Here is a 13,530-nt window from a genome sequence, read left to right on the forward strand (position 1 = left end):
TCGCTGTGCCCGTGATGGGCTGATCCTCTTGCTGCGAAGCAGTGACGTTGCCCGTCATCGCCTTGCGACAAAAATCCTACTTTGGAGACACCAAAAAAATGAAAAACGTAAACGACATCCGCGCCGATATTCTCGCTGCAATGCAGGCCGCTGCCGAACCGGAGAGCGGAGATCTGAATAAAAGCGCCGATCAGGTTCTGGCTGATGCTATCGAGGGATATCTGGCCGCTTCGACTGCAACAGTCAGCAAGTCAACCCCGAAAGCAAAGACCATAAAGGAAAAAGGGATCGCTCTGTGCCACCAGGCCCAAGGTTATAGCGCTAATCTGCGTCCGGTAAGTCTCATGATGAAGGCAAGTCTTGATGAGCTAACACCTGAACAACGCGCCGCGCTTGACCGTCTGGGTTACGATATCAATCAGGGGGTGTGATGTCTGGCACAAATAAGATTGTTACCAGCACCGTTAATGAAATCTCGTGGATCACAGACGATGCCTCATATCAAAAAGCCAAAAAGAAGATTATTTCGCTTAAGGCTGCTCATGAGAAACCAGCTAAAGCGCTTGAGAAGGCCCAGAAGCGGACCGTTCAGAGCGAAGGCAAAGCAGCACTAGCCGCAGCGAAAGCCCAGACAGCGAAGCTACGCCAGGCTGAACAATTGTCAAAACAGCAACAGAAACAAGCTCAGATACAAGCCAAAATGGAGCGGGACGCAATCGCCCACGCCAATAAAATGACCTCATTACAGGCTCGCCAGTTATCTCAGCAGGAGCAGGCAGCTCGTCAATCTGCCAGACTAGCGGCGATATCTGCAAAAGTGCAGGCCGCAGCCAGATCACGAGCGATGACCTACAATCCCAACATGCCTGGAGTTCACTCCGATCCATCTCTGGTGGCACGTCAGACTGAAGCAATGAACCGTGGTCACGGCGCTGTTGCTGCTGACATCGCAGCCACCAAAAAGGCGATGGCCCTGGAAGAGAAGCTCCAGCGTGAGAAAGAAGCAGCACTCAAACGTGAAGTAACCTACTACAACAGCTTGAGAAAGTCGGCTCTGACTCTGGCAAACGTGAACGGCGCTGACGTTGCTACCAGGTACAAAGCCATCAGTGCAGCAAAAGAGGCACTTAAAGCCCAGAAAGAAGAGCGCTATACGGTTGAAGAAACCCGCTTCGAAATGGCTCGTATCACCACAGAATTACGCAAGCAGGCTCGTCTGCAACAGCGTATTACCCGTGAGCAGAAAGCCGCAGGTGTTCGTGCTGGTCGTGTACGCACAGATGGTCGTGGTGGGGGGGCAGGTCTTGCAGCCGCTGGTGTTATCGGTGGTGCGTCGTTAGTGGGTAGTATGGGCGTTTCTCGTGTCGGTCAGACCCTCCAGGGAAGCCTTGAGCGTTCTCGCGATGTGAAAAAACTCCAGCAGTACGGGATCAGCAACCTTGAGTTCGCTGCACTTCAGGATCTCTCGATGAGCCGTGTTGGTTACTCACTGAGTGCTGACAAGCTGGCTGACCTCAACAAGGACACAACCGAAAAGGCCGGGGAATTGTTGAACACCGGCTCTTTCAAACGTAACAAGAAAACTGGACAGGTGAATTTCAGCGGCGGTGGCGAGTTCGCAGATATCATCAACAATGTGCTGACCTCCACCAACGGCAACCAGAAGGTAGCACAGAAGGTGATCGGAGAACTGCAAAAGCTGGATTTTCCGACCTTCATCACTTACCTGAAACAGTTGCAGAAAACTTTCAAATGGACGGACAACCAGACCCGGCACCTGGCTGAGGCTGTGAATGATGGTTCGGTCTTCCTCGAAGTGTTCAATGATGAGGGGCAGGGACTTATCCAGCGTATGCATCAACTCGCTTCTGAAGGATGGACCCTATCTGATGCACAGCAAGCCAACCTCGATAAGCTGGCGTCATTGGGTGCTGAGTACAACCGAGTGCAAACCAGCCTTGCAGATCATTTCTCAGCCTCGTTTGTTGAAGGCTTGGGGCAGTACGCTGCCAATACTGACACTCTACGTCAGAATATGACTGGATTGATCCCAATTTCCGATGCCCTCGGCGTTGCACTTGGTGAGCTAACCACCAACATTCTCTCCTTCGCTGGTCGAGTCGGTGAAGAACTCAAGAAAGGCGCGACATTGCCGGATGCGGTTTATACGAGCGTGGTAGATGACTCCGCAAACGGTGCTGCCGATTGGATTAAGGAAAAGACCGGCTTTGATCCACGTAGCATCGGTCAGACTCTGAAACAGATTTACCCATGGCTGGATAGTTCCGCTCCGAGCAATATCGGCACAGGCACGGCGTATAACGATCCAGCGCTAGCATTAAACGTTCCTGGCCTGAACTATCTGACACTACAACCTCAGCAACCAACGTTTACGGTTCCGACAATTGACAGCATGACGCAGCGACAGCCGATCCCTGTCAGTGTTACCGGGCAAGCGAACATTAATCAGCAGATGGATGTGTTTGTCCATGACGATAAGATCGCAGGGCTGGTTGATACCAAGATAAGGGAAAACAACCAGGCGCAGAATAACCTCATCCTTGGGATTGCAGACTAAAATCATCGTCCCGTCAAAAATGACGCAGTAAATTGGCCCACACGAGAGAGGGCCGTTAAATTCGCCATGTTATTGTTTTTTTTGTTGCAAATGATAATCATTCGTGTTAAAATGATTGCATAGGGTGATGATTTTAATTGTATGTGCGTACAACAGCCGTTGTCATTCTTTCTCCTTACTTAAAGTGCCTGTGTGAACACCGTGCGGGCCTTTTCTCATACAGCCAATATCCGCATCCTCTCACGGTAAGGTTAGGCCATTGCCGCTGGCTGTATCAGAAAAGAATTTCTCCGACCTTGGACGGGGATTTGCCAAAGCCCTTTCATCCTCGGAAGGCCGTCTTGCCAGACGAAAACTGGCATTGAGTGCGGCAGCGAAGATATGAGGTCTCCCGCTGCTGTGCTCCCTCATTCCTGAAGCGTGACCTATCGATCATGCTTTCAAATCTCTCCATCAGAAGACACCATCGTGAAGCGATTAGCAATGCATGTTGCTAACCCGTAAACGGGTGAATTTCATCATCTCCGATGATCTACCAACCGGGGCAGGCGTTTTCCTGCCTCCGGCTCTTTTTCTGCATGGAACACGAATAAAAAAATGCCGTCCGATGGACGGCATTTTTTCAACTCTACCCGGCATATTCGCCGGATTATAAAAACTGTATGGAGATACAAAATATGGCATTCGAATACGAAAGCAAAACCCCACAGGATGTATTGGTTTATACCGATTCACCGATCTTTCATAAGCGCACCGTAATCCTTGATCTGGCTGCTGACGTGACTTGTGGTGATGTGATTAACCCGACCACTGGCGCGGCATACGTTGCAGCCGATGCTGATAACTGTGCTGTAGCTCTGCAAAATCAAGTCGCTGGCGATGCCCGTAGCCTTGTTATCAGTGATACCCAATGCGTGTTCAATCCATCAGGTCTGGTTGTAGCGGGTGCTGCGAAAGATGCTGCTTACGCTGCCCTCGTTAAGCAAGGCAACCGCATTGCTGACGCAAACACCGCAATCTAATCAAGGAGAGATAACAATATGAAATTAAGTGATTTTACTAACCTTTCCGGTCAGTTCGTGAAGCCAAGCGGCGAGGGGTTCCTTCTGTCCAGCCTGGGGATCTTTACCAGCCGTCCAAGTGACACACAAATCATCGCGCTCGACACACTGGAAGATGTGCAGCGTGAAGTGACTAAATCAGTTGCCCGTTATGGTTCTGAAATGTCGGGTCTAAACTTCCCTAAAGCGGCTAACGTGACCGTTCAGGCTCCACTGCATGTCTACAGCTCAACCATCACTAGCCAGGATTGGCAGGGGAAACGTCAGCCGGGAACAAATCGCCAGATGACCGCTGAAGATGTAGTTGCTAGTCATACCCTGAAGCACTACCTGCAAACCCGCCGTGACGTAGAATTCCAGATGGCGCAGAGTCTTTTGCATAACGTGACTGAAGCAACGCATTTACGCGAAGGCCCAACCATTCACTGGGACCAGTTCTGGGGTATTAACCAGCCGTCTGCTGTGGTGAAAACTGGCATCAGTGCCAACGTCATTACTGAGATGCAGAATGCTGTCACGCTACTGAAGAAAAATCTGGGTGGCTGGTCTTCCAGCATCAAGCAGGTTTATCTGCTGGCGAGTCCGAGTCTTTTCACCGCCATTCAAGGCAACCCAACCGCATATCAGGCGGCTCTGTTTGGTGCTACGTCCCGTGACATCATTTTCCCTGACACTTTGGGCGCATATGATCGATACAACATTGGGCGCGTAACTGTAGTGCAGGTTGACGATCCGCTATACGGCATTGCAGATGGTGAAGGCTACATGCTGGCGACGTTCTCCAATGTTGTTGAAGGCGACCTTTCACCTTATATGACTTATCAGACTCCGGCGAGCCGTCATGCTGAAGTTGCTAATGGTCCGGTTTATCCGTCTTACCATTACGTTCTGCGTGATAAGTTCATGAACTATGAGGTGGTCAGTGAGTTATCACAGATTCAGATCCCAATGCGTCCGGACTTCGTTCTGAAGGTCACTATGGACGACGCAGCGTAAGACAGCGGATTTTGGGGGCGCATTGCCCCCGCTGCTGGCGAGGCAAAGAAGAGGAGATACATATGAAATTAGCTTTGATCGGTACTGGCAACATGCCGCTGATGCAGTGGATTCTGGACGGTAAAGGCGATGATGCGATCATCAACATGTCAGCGTTAGCACGCAGGCTTGAGTGTAGTCGTTCCAGCCTTCTTGACCGCATCCATACGCATGGATTCGACAGCGCTATCAGGTACTACTTGAGCGAACAGCGACAACGAAAACTGAAAACATGAGAGCCGGGTTAATCCCGGCTTTTTTTTTAGCGCTTTTTATTCGATTGGGAAACAACCGAACCAGCTAAGGTTTTAGTAACCTCGCTTGAGCGTGGGTTTTTCAGTGCTGCGGATGCTTTGGCTTCCATGTTTGCGCCAGTCTGATTTTTTGTTCCTACTTGTGATAGCACCGAACCCGCTAAACTTTTCTGAATCGCAGAGGCGTTTGGGTTGTTTAGAGTCTCTGCTGCCAGATGTGCTACATCTTTCGAGGATTGCTTATCATTGTTCGCCATTTCAACACCTATTCACAGGATGGATTTTTGGATATATTGTATTTGTTATATCAATAAACACAATATGTAGTGGTTATGATAGAAACGAAGCGGCAAGATTAGCAAGCTCGGAAAAAAGTTTTTACTGGTTTTATGACCAGTGTCAATTGTTTGATAACTGACCGTTTACGAAGCGGTAGAGAAGTCATATAGGTAGTATGCAGGCATAAGCTTGTAATACTCAGGACAAACCAAATGGCAGATAACTTACAGCGTCGGCAGCCAGAAGATAAACGTTTCATCAGCTTGAGTGAATCTTGGGAAGTAGCATATTGGACCCAAGCGTTGGGTGTTACTGAATCTCAGCTTAGGGCTGCTGTTAGAGCTGTTGGTAATGGCACCGCTAAGGTAAGAGCACATCTAGGTAAATAGGTTTGTGAAGGCATATTCAACTGTGCTGTTGAGGCTGGGGAAACCCGGCCTTTTTTGTGTTCGGTGTTTGGTACTGTGAGCCACAACTTGAGACACAAGCTGGGACACAGAGCATTTTTTAAGGTTGTGTCTTTGGCTTCCCGCTGGCATGATCCAGAACAGGGATTAACGGGACGTTAATCGCAAGCTTTTGATTTTATTTTATTTGACTCGGGGTGCCCTTCTTTGTGAAGGCTGAGAAATACCCGTATTACCTGATCTGGATAATGCCAGCGTAGGGAAGTCAGATGCCTTCCCGGTCATCGCTTCTTCACGCAAGGCAGGAGCGAACCCATGCAGCCTGACCTGCTCGATTTACACGTATTACACCACTTCCGAACCCGTTCTCCGCTGACCCATTGTATGACCAACGATGTCGTACAGACCTTTACGGCCAACGTTCTGCTCGCGCTTGGCGCATCACCCGCGATGGTGATTGAGGCCGAAGAGGCTGAACAGTTTGCCGCGATCGCCGATGTGCTGCTGATTAACGTTGGCACGCTGACTTCACCGCGCGCCCAGTCGATGCGCCGGGCGATTGAGAGCGCGGTGGCGGCAGGCAAGCCCTGGACGCTGGACCCGGTTGCCGTGGGCGCCCTGACGTTCCGCACTCGTTTTTGCCATCAAATTCTTGCCCTGAAACCGGCCGCCATTCGCGGCAATGCCTCTGAAATTCTTGCCCTTGTCGGAATGAGCGCGGGCGGGCGCGGCGTTGATACGACCGATACCGCCGCCAGCGCGGTGTCCGCCGCACAGGCGCTGGCTCGCCAGACCAATGCCGTTGTGGTCGTCACCGGCGAGGTGGATTACATCACTGACGGGCAACGTACCCGCACGGTCACGGGCGGCGATCCGCTGATGACGCGCGTGGTGGGCACCGGATGCGCGCTCTCTGCCGTTGTGGCGGCGAGCTGCTCGCTGCCGGGCGATCGGATGGATAACGTCACCGCCGCCTGCGGATGGATGAAGCGGGCCGGAACGGTCGCCGTTGCGCAGTCGCGTGGGCCAGGCAGTTTTGCCAGCGCGTTCCTGGATGCGCTCTATATGCTGGAGGAGCAGGCATGAAGCGGATTAACGCCCTGACCATTGCCGGCACCGATCCCAGCGGCGGCGCGGGTATCCAGGCTGACCTGAAAACCTTCTCGGCCCTTGGCGCGTACGGCTGCTCGGTCATTACCGCGCTGGTGGCGCAAAACACGCGCGGCGTGCAGTCGGTCTACCGTATTGAGCCGGATTTTGTTGCCGCACAGCTGGATTCGGTGTTCAGCGACGTCCGCATCGATACCACCAAGATCGGCATGCTGGCCGAGACCGACATAGTGGAAGCGGTGGCCGAGCGGCTTAAGCGCTATCAGGTACAAAACGTGGTGCTGGATACCGTCATGCTGGCAAAAAGCGGCGATCCGCTGCTCTCCGCCTCCGCCGTCGAGACGCTGCGCAATAAGCTGTTGCCGCAGGTGGCGCTCATTACGCCCAATCTGCCGGAAGCCGCCGCGCTGCTGGGCACATCGCACGCGCAAACTGAACGCGAGATGAAAGCGCAGGGGAACGCGCTGCTGGCAATGGGCTGCGGCGCGGTGCTGATGAAAGGCGGACACCTGGATGATGCCGAAAGTCCGGACTGGCTCTTTACCCGCGACGGCGAAGTACGCTTTACCGCGCCGCGCGTGCAGACCAAAAACACCCACGGTACGGGCTGTACGCTCTCTGCCGCGCTGGCGGCGCTGCGTCCACGGCATGACGGCTGGGCCGATACGGTGCGCGAAGCGAAAATCTGGCTCTCCGCGGCGCTGGCAAAAGCCGATACTCTGGAAGTGGGTCACGGTATTGGGCCGGTTCATCATTTTCATGCATGGTGGTAACCCAGTATACTGGCAGGAAACACCACGCCTGAGAAAACAGAGATGGAACAAGCGCATACCCGGTTAATCGCTCAACTGAATGAACGGATCGCCGCGCCTGACAACACGCCGCTGTACCTGAAATTTGCCGAAACGGTAAAAAATGCGGTGCGAAGCGGCATGTTAGAGCACGGGAATATTTTGCCCGGCGAGCGCGATCTGAGCCAGTTAACCGGGGTGTCGCGCATCACCGTGCGAAAAGCGATGCAGGCGCTGGAGGAAGAGGGCGTGGTGACGCGTTCCCGTGGCTATGGCACGCAAATCAACAACATCTTTGAATATTCGCTGAAAGAGGCGCGCGGCTTTTCCCAGCAGGTGGTGCTGCGCGGTCAAAAGCCGAATACGCTATGGGTCAACAAGCGGGTGGTGAAATGCCCGGAAGAGGTCGCAAACCACCTGTCGATCCCGCCGGACAGCGAAGTCTTTTTGCTCAAGCGCATTCGCTATGTGGATGACGATGCGGTGTCGATTGAAGAGTCCTGGGTGCCGGTTGGGCTCATTCCCGATGCGGATGCGATTGGCATTTCGCTGTACGATTACTTCCGCAGTCAGAATATTTTTCCGCAGCGTACCCGTTCACGGGTCAGCGCCCGCATGCCGGACAGCGAGTTTCAGGCGCACATTAAGATGGACGAAAAAATACCGGTGCTGGTGATCAAGCAGGTCGCGCTTGACCAACAGCACCGGCCGATTGAGTACAGCATCAGCTACTGTCGCAGCGATCTATACGTCTTTGTGTGCGAGGAATAATTCGTCGCGAGTCGGGGCGCAGTCCCCGCCGCGGTGGCTGACCACCCAGGACGCCACGGCATTCCCCAGCAGAACGGCGTCTGCCAGCGACCATCCCGCCGCCAGCCCGGCAAGCGTGCCGCCCGCGTGGCTATCGCCAGCGCCAATGGTATCCACCACCGTGGCCGGAAATGCCGGAACAACGCCCGAGACGTCACCGTCATACCACGCGGCTCCGTCTTTATCATGCCGCACAATCAGCCCGGCACCAAAGCGATGCTGCCACTCCGAACCCAGATTTTCAGCCGCTACACCCAGTCGTTCGGCTGCGATCTCCGCTTCCTGACGATTAAGCGACACAATCGGCCTGCAGGTCATAATTCGCGCCATCAGCGCGTCGGGGATATCCGCGATGCGGGGACCGAAATCAATAAAGGCCGTCACGTCCTGCAACCCCTCCAGCCAGCGCGTCAGCAGCTCGCCGCACGGCGAGGCCAGCTGATAGCCGGATAAATAGACCAGGCTGTTCGACGGGATGTTAAGCACATCAAGCCAGCGCTGCTGCCACTGGTTCTCCACGCCGCTAAAGGACATAAAGGTGCGCTCGCCGTCTGGCTCCACCAGCGCCAGGCACCAGCCGTTATCGCCGGTTTCGGCCTCGATGGCGCTGTGCAGATCCTGCTTCGCCATGGCGTTGCGGATGATATCCGCCCACACGCCGTGGCCGACGGGCAGAGCGTTTTGCGCCGTAATGCCGAGCCGTTTCAGGGCGATGGCGATATTCAGCGCGCAGCCGCCAATATTCACGCCCTGCTGTTTGAGCTCGATATCGCACCCGCGCCAGGGCAGGGCGTAGGCGTCGGCGATGACGTCAATCACCGCTGCGCCCAGCACCGTTACCGGACGCGTGGCGTGCAGGGTGTCGAGACGTTGGGCAAATGAATTCATACGCCCTCCCTTTGCTCCCGGTAGTGCAGCAGTTTCTCGCAATAGTGGCCGAAATCGAGCCGGTTGACGGCGTCGAGTTCGGCTTTTAGCGTCGGGTCAATCGCCTGCACGCCGTGGAGCGCGCCGCAGATGGCCGTCGCCATTGCGCCAATGGTGTCGGTATCGCCGCCCAGATTGGCGCATAAAATGGCGCAGCGGTTTGGGTCGGTTCCCGCCAGTTCGACCATCGCAATGGCCGCCGGAACGGACTCAACGGTGCTGGTTCCGGCCCCCACGAGCTGGTACACCTGCTCGCTGGCGGACTCAACCCCGTTGGCTTCCCGCACGGTCTTAAGCGCCAGCTCAATACGTGCCGCCAGCGACGCGCTGAAGGTGGTGGTTTTCGCCTCCTGTGCATAGCGGGCGATACCCGGCAGCGCATCGACGATGTTCTGCCAGCTTTCGCCGTCGACGGCGCGGGAAACCGCCCAGGCAATCACGACCGCGCCGGCAATGGCGAGATCGGATTTATGGGTCGGGCTGGAGGCCAGCGCCACCTGCTCAACAAAGTGCTCCAGACGCGTGGCCGGAAGCAGGCAGCCCAGCGGGGAGGCGCGCATAGCCGCCCCGTTGGTCACGCCGTTGTTTTCCAGTTCGCTGACCGGTTTCCCGTCGCGAATCGCGTTAAGCGCGATTTTGGAGGTCGGGCCGAGCACGTTCTTATTAAACGCATCGAAATCGAGCGCCCAGCTAAGAATATGCTTGCCGATAACGTCCGCGTTGATGTCTCCCTCACACTCAATAATCGCGTCCGCCAGGCACAGCGCCATTGAGGTATCGTCGGTGAACTCTGCCTGTTTGAAATAGCAGGCCGCATTATTCTCTGCCGGGCCGGGTAAAAAGCGGTCGATCCAGCCGAAGTGCGCTTTGACGCGCTTTCTCGGCCACAGCTCCGACGGCATGCCCATCGCATCCCCTAACGCCTGCCCGTAAAGAGCACCGAGAACACGTTCTTGTTTCATTTAACTTCCCCTTGTGTCAGCGCGGCATCGCCATCAACCACCTCAATTGCGGTGATCTCTTTATCCGATTCGCGGAAAAACAGCATAAACAGCACGGCAATCACGGCAATCATGATTGCACCAAACGCCCACATTCCGGCCCAGTTGAAGGTCAGCCCATTCACCGGCTCTTTGTATGCGAACATTTTTTCCATCATCACGCCGCCCAGGCGGTAGCCCAGCAGGCTCCCAAAGCCCTGGCAGCACAGCGTAATCAGGCCCTGCGCGGCGGTGCGCATGTGCACCGGCGCTTTTTTATCCACGTAGATGTACGCGGTGACGTAGTAGAAGTCGTAGCTCACGCCGTGCAGCAGAATGCCGAGGAACAGCAGGGCGTAGGTGAAGTACTGTTCCGCTCCGCCGTACACGAAGAACCCGTAGCGGATGGCGGCGGTGATCAGACCCAGCAGTAAGACCTTCTTAATACCAAAGCGTTTGGTAAAGAACGGCAGCGCCAGCATAAAGAAGATTTCGGAGAACTGGCCGAGCGTCATCCAACCGGTGGCGTTTTTCATCCCCACTTCGGTGAGATAGCCGTTGGCGAAGATGTAGTAGAAGGCCAGCGGCATGGCGAACAGGAACGAGCAGAAGAAGAACACCAGGAAGTTTTTGTCGCGCAGCAGGATCAGCGCGTCCAGCCCCAGCATCACTTTGATATCCAGCTTGCCGGTGCTCTTCGGCGGGGTGTTCGGCAGGAACAGGGCAAAGACGCCGAGCAGGGCGGAGCTGGCTGCGGTCATCAGCAGCGGGATATTGGTATCGGAAATGTCGCTGTAGCCCAGCATCTGCGGCAGGAAGCCGCACGCCAGCCCGGAGGCGATCCAGCCGATGGTGCCCATCACGCGGATGCGCGGGAAATCGGCCTCGACGTCGTCCACGTTGGCGAAGGCAATGCTGTTGGTCAGCGCGATGGTCGGCATATAGGTCAGGGAGTAAACCAGCAGCAGCGGGAAGAAGGTGCTGAACTGGGTTTGCTGGGCGGCGAAGTACATCAGAATCGCACCGGCGAACATCAGCACCGCCAGCACTTTCTGGGCGGCGAAGAAGCGGTCCGTCAGCGAGCCGACCAGAATCGGTGAAAGGATAGCGGCAATGGCGGTACAGGCGTAAGACCAGCCGATTTCCCCGGCGGTAAAACCGCTTTTGCTCAGCCACAGCCACAGCGGCACAAACCAAGCGCCCCAGATAAACCATTCAACAAACATCATGAATGACAGTTGGACTTTCGTTTTCATTTTTTAATCCTGCATGTCAGAGAGGGTACGCCTTTAACATACCACTCAATAATACCTTTTAAATACCTTTGTGGCGATTGTTTGATCAATGTAACAGTTTTGTTGTACACGAATCGAGCCAGCAGATTGTGCTGAAAAAAAATGCAAAGGGTGGAAAATCTGTTAAGTCGGTACCAGGCTTAGTCTGCCCATAAAAGATGGGACTGGATAAACACACACCGACACGACGTCGGACTTACGGGAGTATCACATGACTGATATTGCGCAGTTGCTTGGCAAAGACGCCGACAGCCTTTTACAGCATCGTTGTATGACCATTCCAGCCGACCAGCTGTATCTGCCTGGTCATGACTACGTTGACCGCGTGATGATCGATAACAACCGTCCGCCTGCGGTCCTGCGAAATATGCAGACGCTCTACAACACCGGGCGGCTCGGCGGTACCGGGTACCTCTCTATTCTGCCGGTGGACCAGGGCGTTGAGCACTCGGCGGGCGCCTCTTTCGCGGCGAATCCGCTCTACTTCGATCCGAAGAACATTGTTGAGCTGGCGATTGAGGCGGGCTGTAACTGTGTCGCCTCCACCTACGGCGTGCTGGCTTCGGTTTCGCGTCGCTATGCCCACCGCATTCCGTTCCTCGTGAAGCTGAACCACAACGAAACCCTCAGCTACCCTACCGAATATGACCAGACCCTCTACGCCAGCGTCGAGCAGGCGTTCAACATGGGGGCGGTGGCGGTAGGGGCGACCATCTATTTCGGTTCTGAGCAGTCTCGTCGTCAGATTGAAGAGATCTCCGCGGCGTTTGAGCGCGCGCACGAGCTGGGTATGGTCACCGTACTGTGGGCGTATTTGCGCAATAACGCGTTCAAGAAAGACGGCGTGGATTACCACGTGTCGGCCGACCTGACCGGGCAGGCGAACCACCTGGCGGCGACCATCGGCGCGGATATTGTGAAGCAGAAAATGGCCGAGAATAACGGCGGCTATAAGGCGGTGAACTTTGGCTATACCGACGATCGCGTTTACAGCAAGCTGACCAGCGATAACCCGATCGACCTGGTGCGCTACCAGCTGGCGAACTGCTACATGGGCCGTGCGGGGCTGATTAACTCCGGCGGCGCAGCGGGCGGTGATACCGACCTGTCAGACGCGGTGCGTACGGCGGTTATCAACAAACGCGCGGGCGGCATGGGGCTGATCCTTGGCCGTAAGGCGTTTAAGAAATCGATGGCCGACGGCGTGAAGCTGATCAATGCGGTGCAGGACGTCTATCTGGATAGCAAAGTCACGATTGCCTGACGCCTCCATCTCCCTCTCCCTGTGGGAGTGTACGGTCCGGGGACATAGTGAACACTTGTTCGGGGACATGGTAGACACTTACAACTAAGGCATAAGAACCCGTTTATGGAGTCGCTTATGCCCTGGGATGCGAGAGATACCATGTCATTACGTACCGAGTTTGTTTTGTTCGCCTCGCAGGACGGGGCGAACATCCGTTCCCTCTGCCGTCGCTTCGGCATTTCACCTGCCACCGCCTACAAGTGGCTTCGCCGCTGGGCGGAGGAAGGTGCCGCCGGCCTTCAGGACCGGCCCCGCATACCGCACCATTCCCCGAACCGCTCATCTGACGACATCACAGCCCTGCTGCGCATGGCCCATGACCGCCATGAGCGCTGGGGCGCCCGCAAGATAAAGCGCTGGCTCGAGGACCAGGGGCACCGCATGCCCGCCTTCAGCACCATCCATAACCTGATGGCCCGCCATGGTCTGCTGCCGGGCGCTTCACCGGGCATTCCCCCCACGGGACGGTTCGAACATGACGCGCCGAACCGCCTCTGGCAGATGGATTTTAAGGGCCACTTTCCCTTTGGCGGCGGCCGCTGCCATCCGCTCACCCTGCTGGACGACCACTCCCGCTTTTCCCTGTGCCTGGCGCACTGTACCGATGAACGGCGCGAGACCGTGCAGCAGCAGCTGGTCAGCGTGTTTGAGCGTTACGGCCTGCCGGACCGGATGACGATGGACAACGGCTCACCGT

Annotated in this window: 15 protein-coding genes and 1 riboswitch; of the genes, 11 read left to right on the forward strand and 4 right to left on the reverse strand. The window is 55.4% G+C overall.

The annotated features are described in order from the left end of the window. The first annotated feature begins 47 nt into the window (after positions 1 to 47). The 5 genes from KIF87_RS06225 (at position 48) to KIF87_RS06245 (ending at position 4,910) form a co-directional block, all read left to right on the forward strand. Positions 48 to 431, forward strand: a complete 384-nt coding sequence (locus KIF87_RS06225) for a phiTE-211 family phage-derived protein (protein WP_213328222.1) — start codon at positions 48 to 50, stop codon at positions 429 to 431. Further along, positions 431 to 2,578, forward strand: coding sequence for a chemotaxis protein (locus KIF87_RS06230; protein WP_213328223.1), 2,148 nt, complete (start codon positions 431 to 433; stop codon positions 2,576 to 2,578). The genes KIF87_RS06225 and KIF87_RS06230 overlap by 1 nt, the downstream gene beginning before the upstream one ends. 677 nt (positions 2,579 to 3,255) lie before the next feature. Beyond that, on the forward strand, positions 3,256 to 3,600 hold the full coding sequence (locus KIF87_RS06235; RefSeq protein ID WP_063418249.1) for a hypothetical protein: 345 nt from the start codon (positions 3,256 to 3,258) through the stop codon (positions 3,598 to 3,600). 18 nt (positions 3,601 to 3,618) lie between these two features. Next, on the forward strand, positions 3,619 to 4,635 hold the full coding sequence (locus KIF87_RS06240; RefSeq protein WP_163354007.1) for a major capsid protein: 1,017 nt from the start codon (positions 3,619 to 3,621) through the stop codon (positions 4,633 to 4,635). A gap of 62 nt (positions 4,636 to 4,697) precedes the next feature. Beyond that, positions 4,698 to 4,910, forward strand: a complete 213-nt coding sequence (locus KIF87_RS06245; RefSeq protein ID WP_000761602.1) for a hypothetical protein — start codon at positions 4,698 to 4,700, stop codon at positions 4,908 to 4,910. A 26-nt stretch (positions 4,911 to 4,936) separates the two neighbouring features. On the opposite strand, the gene KIF87_RS06250 is transcribed toward KIF87_RS06245, so the two are convergent. Next, positions 4,937 to 5,185, reverse strand: a complete 249-nt coding sequence (locus KIF87_RS06250; protein WP_163354006.1) for a hypothetical protein — start codon at positions 5,183 to 5,185, stop codon at positions 4,937 to 4,939. Between the two features lie 234 nt (positions 5,186 to 5,419). On the opposite strand from KIF87_RS06250, the gene KIF87_RS06255 reads away from it, so the two are divergent. The 4 genes from KIF87_RS06255 to KIF87_RS06270 all read left to right on the forward strand — a co-directional run bounded on the left by KIF87_RS06255 (position 5,420) and on the right by KIF87_RS06270 (position 8,286). Then, positions 5,420 to 5,596 (forward strand): DUF3606 domain-containing protein, encoded by a 177-nt coding sequence (locus tag KIF87_RS06255; RefSeq protein WP_071579603.1) that lies wholly within the window; start codon positions 5,420 to 5,422, stop codon positions 5,594 to 5,596. A 201-nt stretch (positions 5,597 to 5,797) separates the two neighbouring features. Continuing rightward, a riboswitch (TPP riboswitch) is annotated at positions 5,798 to 5,894 on the forward strand. Positions 5,895 to 5,929: 35 nt separating this feature from the next. Further along, positions 5,930 to 6,700: a hydroxyethylthiazole kinase gene (thiM, locus tag KIF87_RS06260; RefSeq protein ID WP_213328224.1), complete on the forward strand. Its 771-nt coding sequence runs from the start codon at positions 5,930 to 5,932 to the stop codon at positions 6,698 to 6,700. Continuing rightward, positions 6,697 to 7,497 (forward strand): bifunctional hydroxymethylpyrimidine kinase/phosphomethylpyrimidine kinase, encoded by an 801-nt coding sequence (thiD, locus tag KIF87_RS06265; RefSeq protein ID WP_213328225.1) that lies wholly within the window; start codon positions 6,697 to 6,699, stop codon positions 7,495 to 7,497. The genes thiM and thiD overlap by 4 nt, the downstream gene beginning before the upstream one ends. 42 nt (positions 7,498 to 7,539) lie before the next feature. Then, positions 7,540 to 8,286 carry a GntR family transcriptional regulator gene (locus tag KIF87_RS06270; protein ID WP_109845299.1) on the forward strand — a complete coding sequence of 249 codons (747 nt, stop codon included), beginning with the start codon at positions 7,540 to 7,542 and terminating at the stop codon, positions 8,284 to 8,286. Here the strand turns inward: KIF87_RS06270 and KIF87_RS06275 are convergent. From KIF87_RS06275 to KIF87_RS06285, 3 genes are read right to left on the reverse strand one after another with little or no spacing between them, the layout of a single operon-like run. Further along, positions 8,260 to 9,213 (reverse strand): PfkB family carbohydrate kinase, encoded by a 954-nt coding sequence (locus tag KIF87_RS06275; protein WP_213328226.1) that lies wholly within the window; start codon positions 9,211 to 9,213, stop codon positions 8,260 to 8,262. The two genes, KIF87_RS06270 and KIF87_RS06275, sit on opposite strands and share 27 nt — an antisense overlap. Continuing rightward, positions 9,210 to 10,214: an ADP-ribosylglycohydrolase family protein gene (locus KIF87_RS06280; RefSeq protein ID WP_213328227.1), complete on the reverse strand. Its 1,005-nt coding sequence runs from the start codon at positions 10,212 to 10,214 to the stop codon at positions 9,210 to 9,212. The genes KIF87_RS06275 and KIF87_RS06280 overlap by 4 nt, the downstream gene beginning before the upstream one ends. Continuing rightward, complete coding sequence (locus KIF87_RS06285) at positions 10,211 to 11,488, reverse strand: nucleoside permease (RefSeq protein WP_032642855.1); 1,278 nt, start codon at positions 11,486 to 11,488, stop codon at positions 10,211 to 10,213. Before KIF87_RS06285 ends, KIF87_RS06280 begins: the two co-directional genes overlap by 4 nt. A 250-nt stretch (positions 11,489 to 11,738) precedes the next feature. Here KIF87_RS06285 and fbaB point away from each other — a divergent pair, with 250 nt between their 5' ends. Next, positions 11,739 to 12,791 (forward strand): class I fructose-bisphosphate aldolase, encoded by a 1,053-nt coding sequence (gene fbaB / locus KIF87_RS06290; RefSeq protein WP_023312424.1) that lies wholly within the window; start codon positions 11,739 to 11,741, stop codon positions 12,789 to 12,791. A 117-nt stretch (positions 12,792 to 12,908) separates the two neighbouring features. Continuing rightward, positions 12,909 to 13,530, forward strand: a 622-nt coding sequence (locus KIF87_RS06295; RefSeq protein WP_502757623.1) for a DDE-type integrase/transposase/recombinase, incomplete at its 3' end; no start/stop codon positions are given.

Origin of the sequence: Enterobacter sp. 120016 (assembly GCF_018383635.1) — a bacterium.
In the GTDB taxonomy this organism is placed as follows: Bacteria; Pseudomonadota; Gammaproteobacteria; order Enterobacterales; family Enterobacteriaceae; genus Enterobacter; species Enterobacter asburiae_D.

What these genes read in the sequence shown, in the direction of transcription:
- KIF87_RS06230 (WP_213328223.1), top strand. Translation starts at nt 431, where the DNA reads ATGTCTGGCACAAATAAGATTGTTACCAGCACCGTTAATGAAATCTCG.
- KIF87_RS06235 (WP_063418249.1), top strand. Translation starts at nt 3,256, where the DNA reads ATGGCATTCGAATACGAAAGCAAAACCCCACAGGATGTATTGGTTTAT.
- KIF87_RS06240 (WP_163354007.1), top strand. Translation starts at nt 3,619, where the DNA reads ATGAAATTAAGTGATTTTACTAACCTTTCCGGTCAGTTCGTGAAGCCA.
- KIF87_RS06245 (WP_000761602.1), top strand. Translation starts at nt 4,698, where the DNA reads ATGAAATTAGCTTTGATCGGTACTGGCAACATGCCGCTGATGCAGTGG.
- KIF87_RS06250 (WP_163354006.1), bottom strand. Translation starts at nt 5,185, where the DNA reads ATGGCGAACAATGATAAGCAATCCTCGAAAGATGTAGCACATCTGGCA.
- KIF87_RS06255 (WP_071579603.1), top strand. Translation starts at nt 5,420, where the DNA reads ATGGCAGATAACTTACAGCGTCGGCAGCCAGAAGATAAACGTTTCATC.
- thiM (WP_213328224.1), top strand. Translation starts at nt 5,930, where the DNA reads ATGCAGCCTGACCTGCTCGATTTACACGTATTACACCACTTCCGAACC.
- thiD (WP_213328225.1), top strand. Translation starts at nt 6,697, where the DNA reads ATGAAGCGGATTAACGCCCTGACCATTGCCGGCACCGATCCCAGCGGC.
- KIF87_RS06270 (WP_109845299.1), top strand. Translation starts at nt 7,540, where the DNA reads ATGGAACAAGCGCATACCCGGTTAATCGCTCAACTGAATGAACGGATC.
- KIF87_RS06275 (WP_213328226.1), bottom strand. Translation starts at nt 9,213, where the DNA reads ATGAATTCATTTGCCCAACGTCTCGACACCCTGCACGCCACGCGTCCG.
- KIF87_RS06280 (WP_213328227.1), bottom strand. Translation starts at nt 10,214, where the DNA reads ATGAAACAAGAACGTGTTCTCGGTGCTCTTTACGGGCAGGCGTTAGGG.
- KIF87_RS06285 (WP_032642855.1), bottom strand. Translation starts at nt 11,488, where the DNA reads ATGAAAACGAAAGTCCAACTGTCATTCATGATGTTTGTTGAATGGTTT.
- fbaB (WP_023312424.1), top strand. Translation starts at nt 11,739, where the DNA reads ATGACTGATATTGCGCAGTTGCTTGGCAAAGACGCCGACAGCCTTTTA.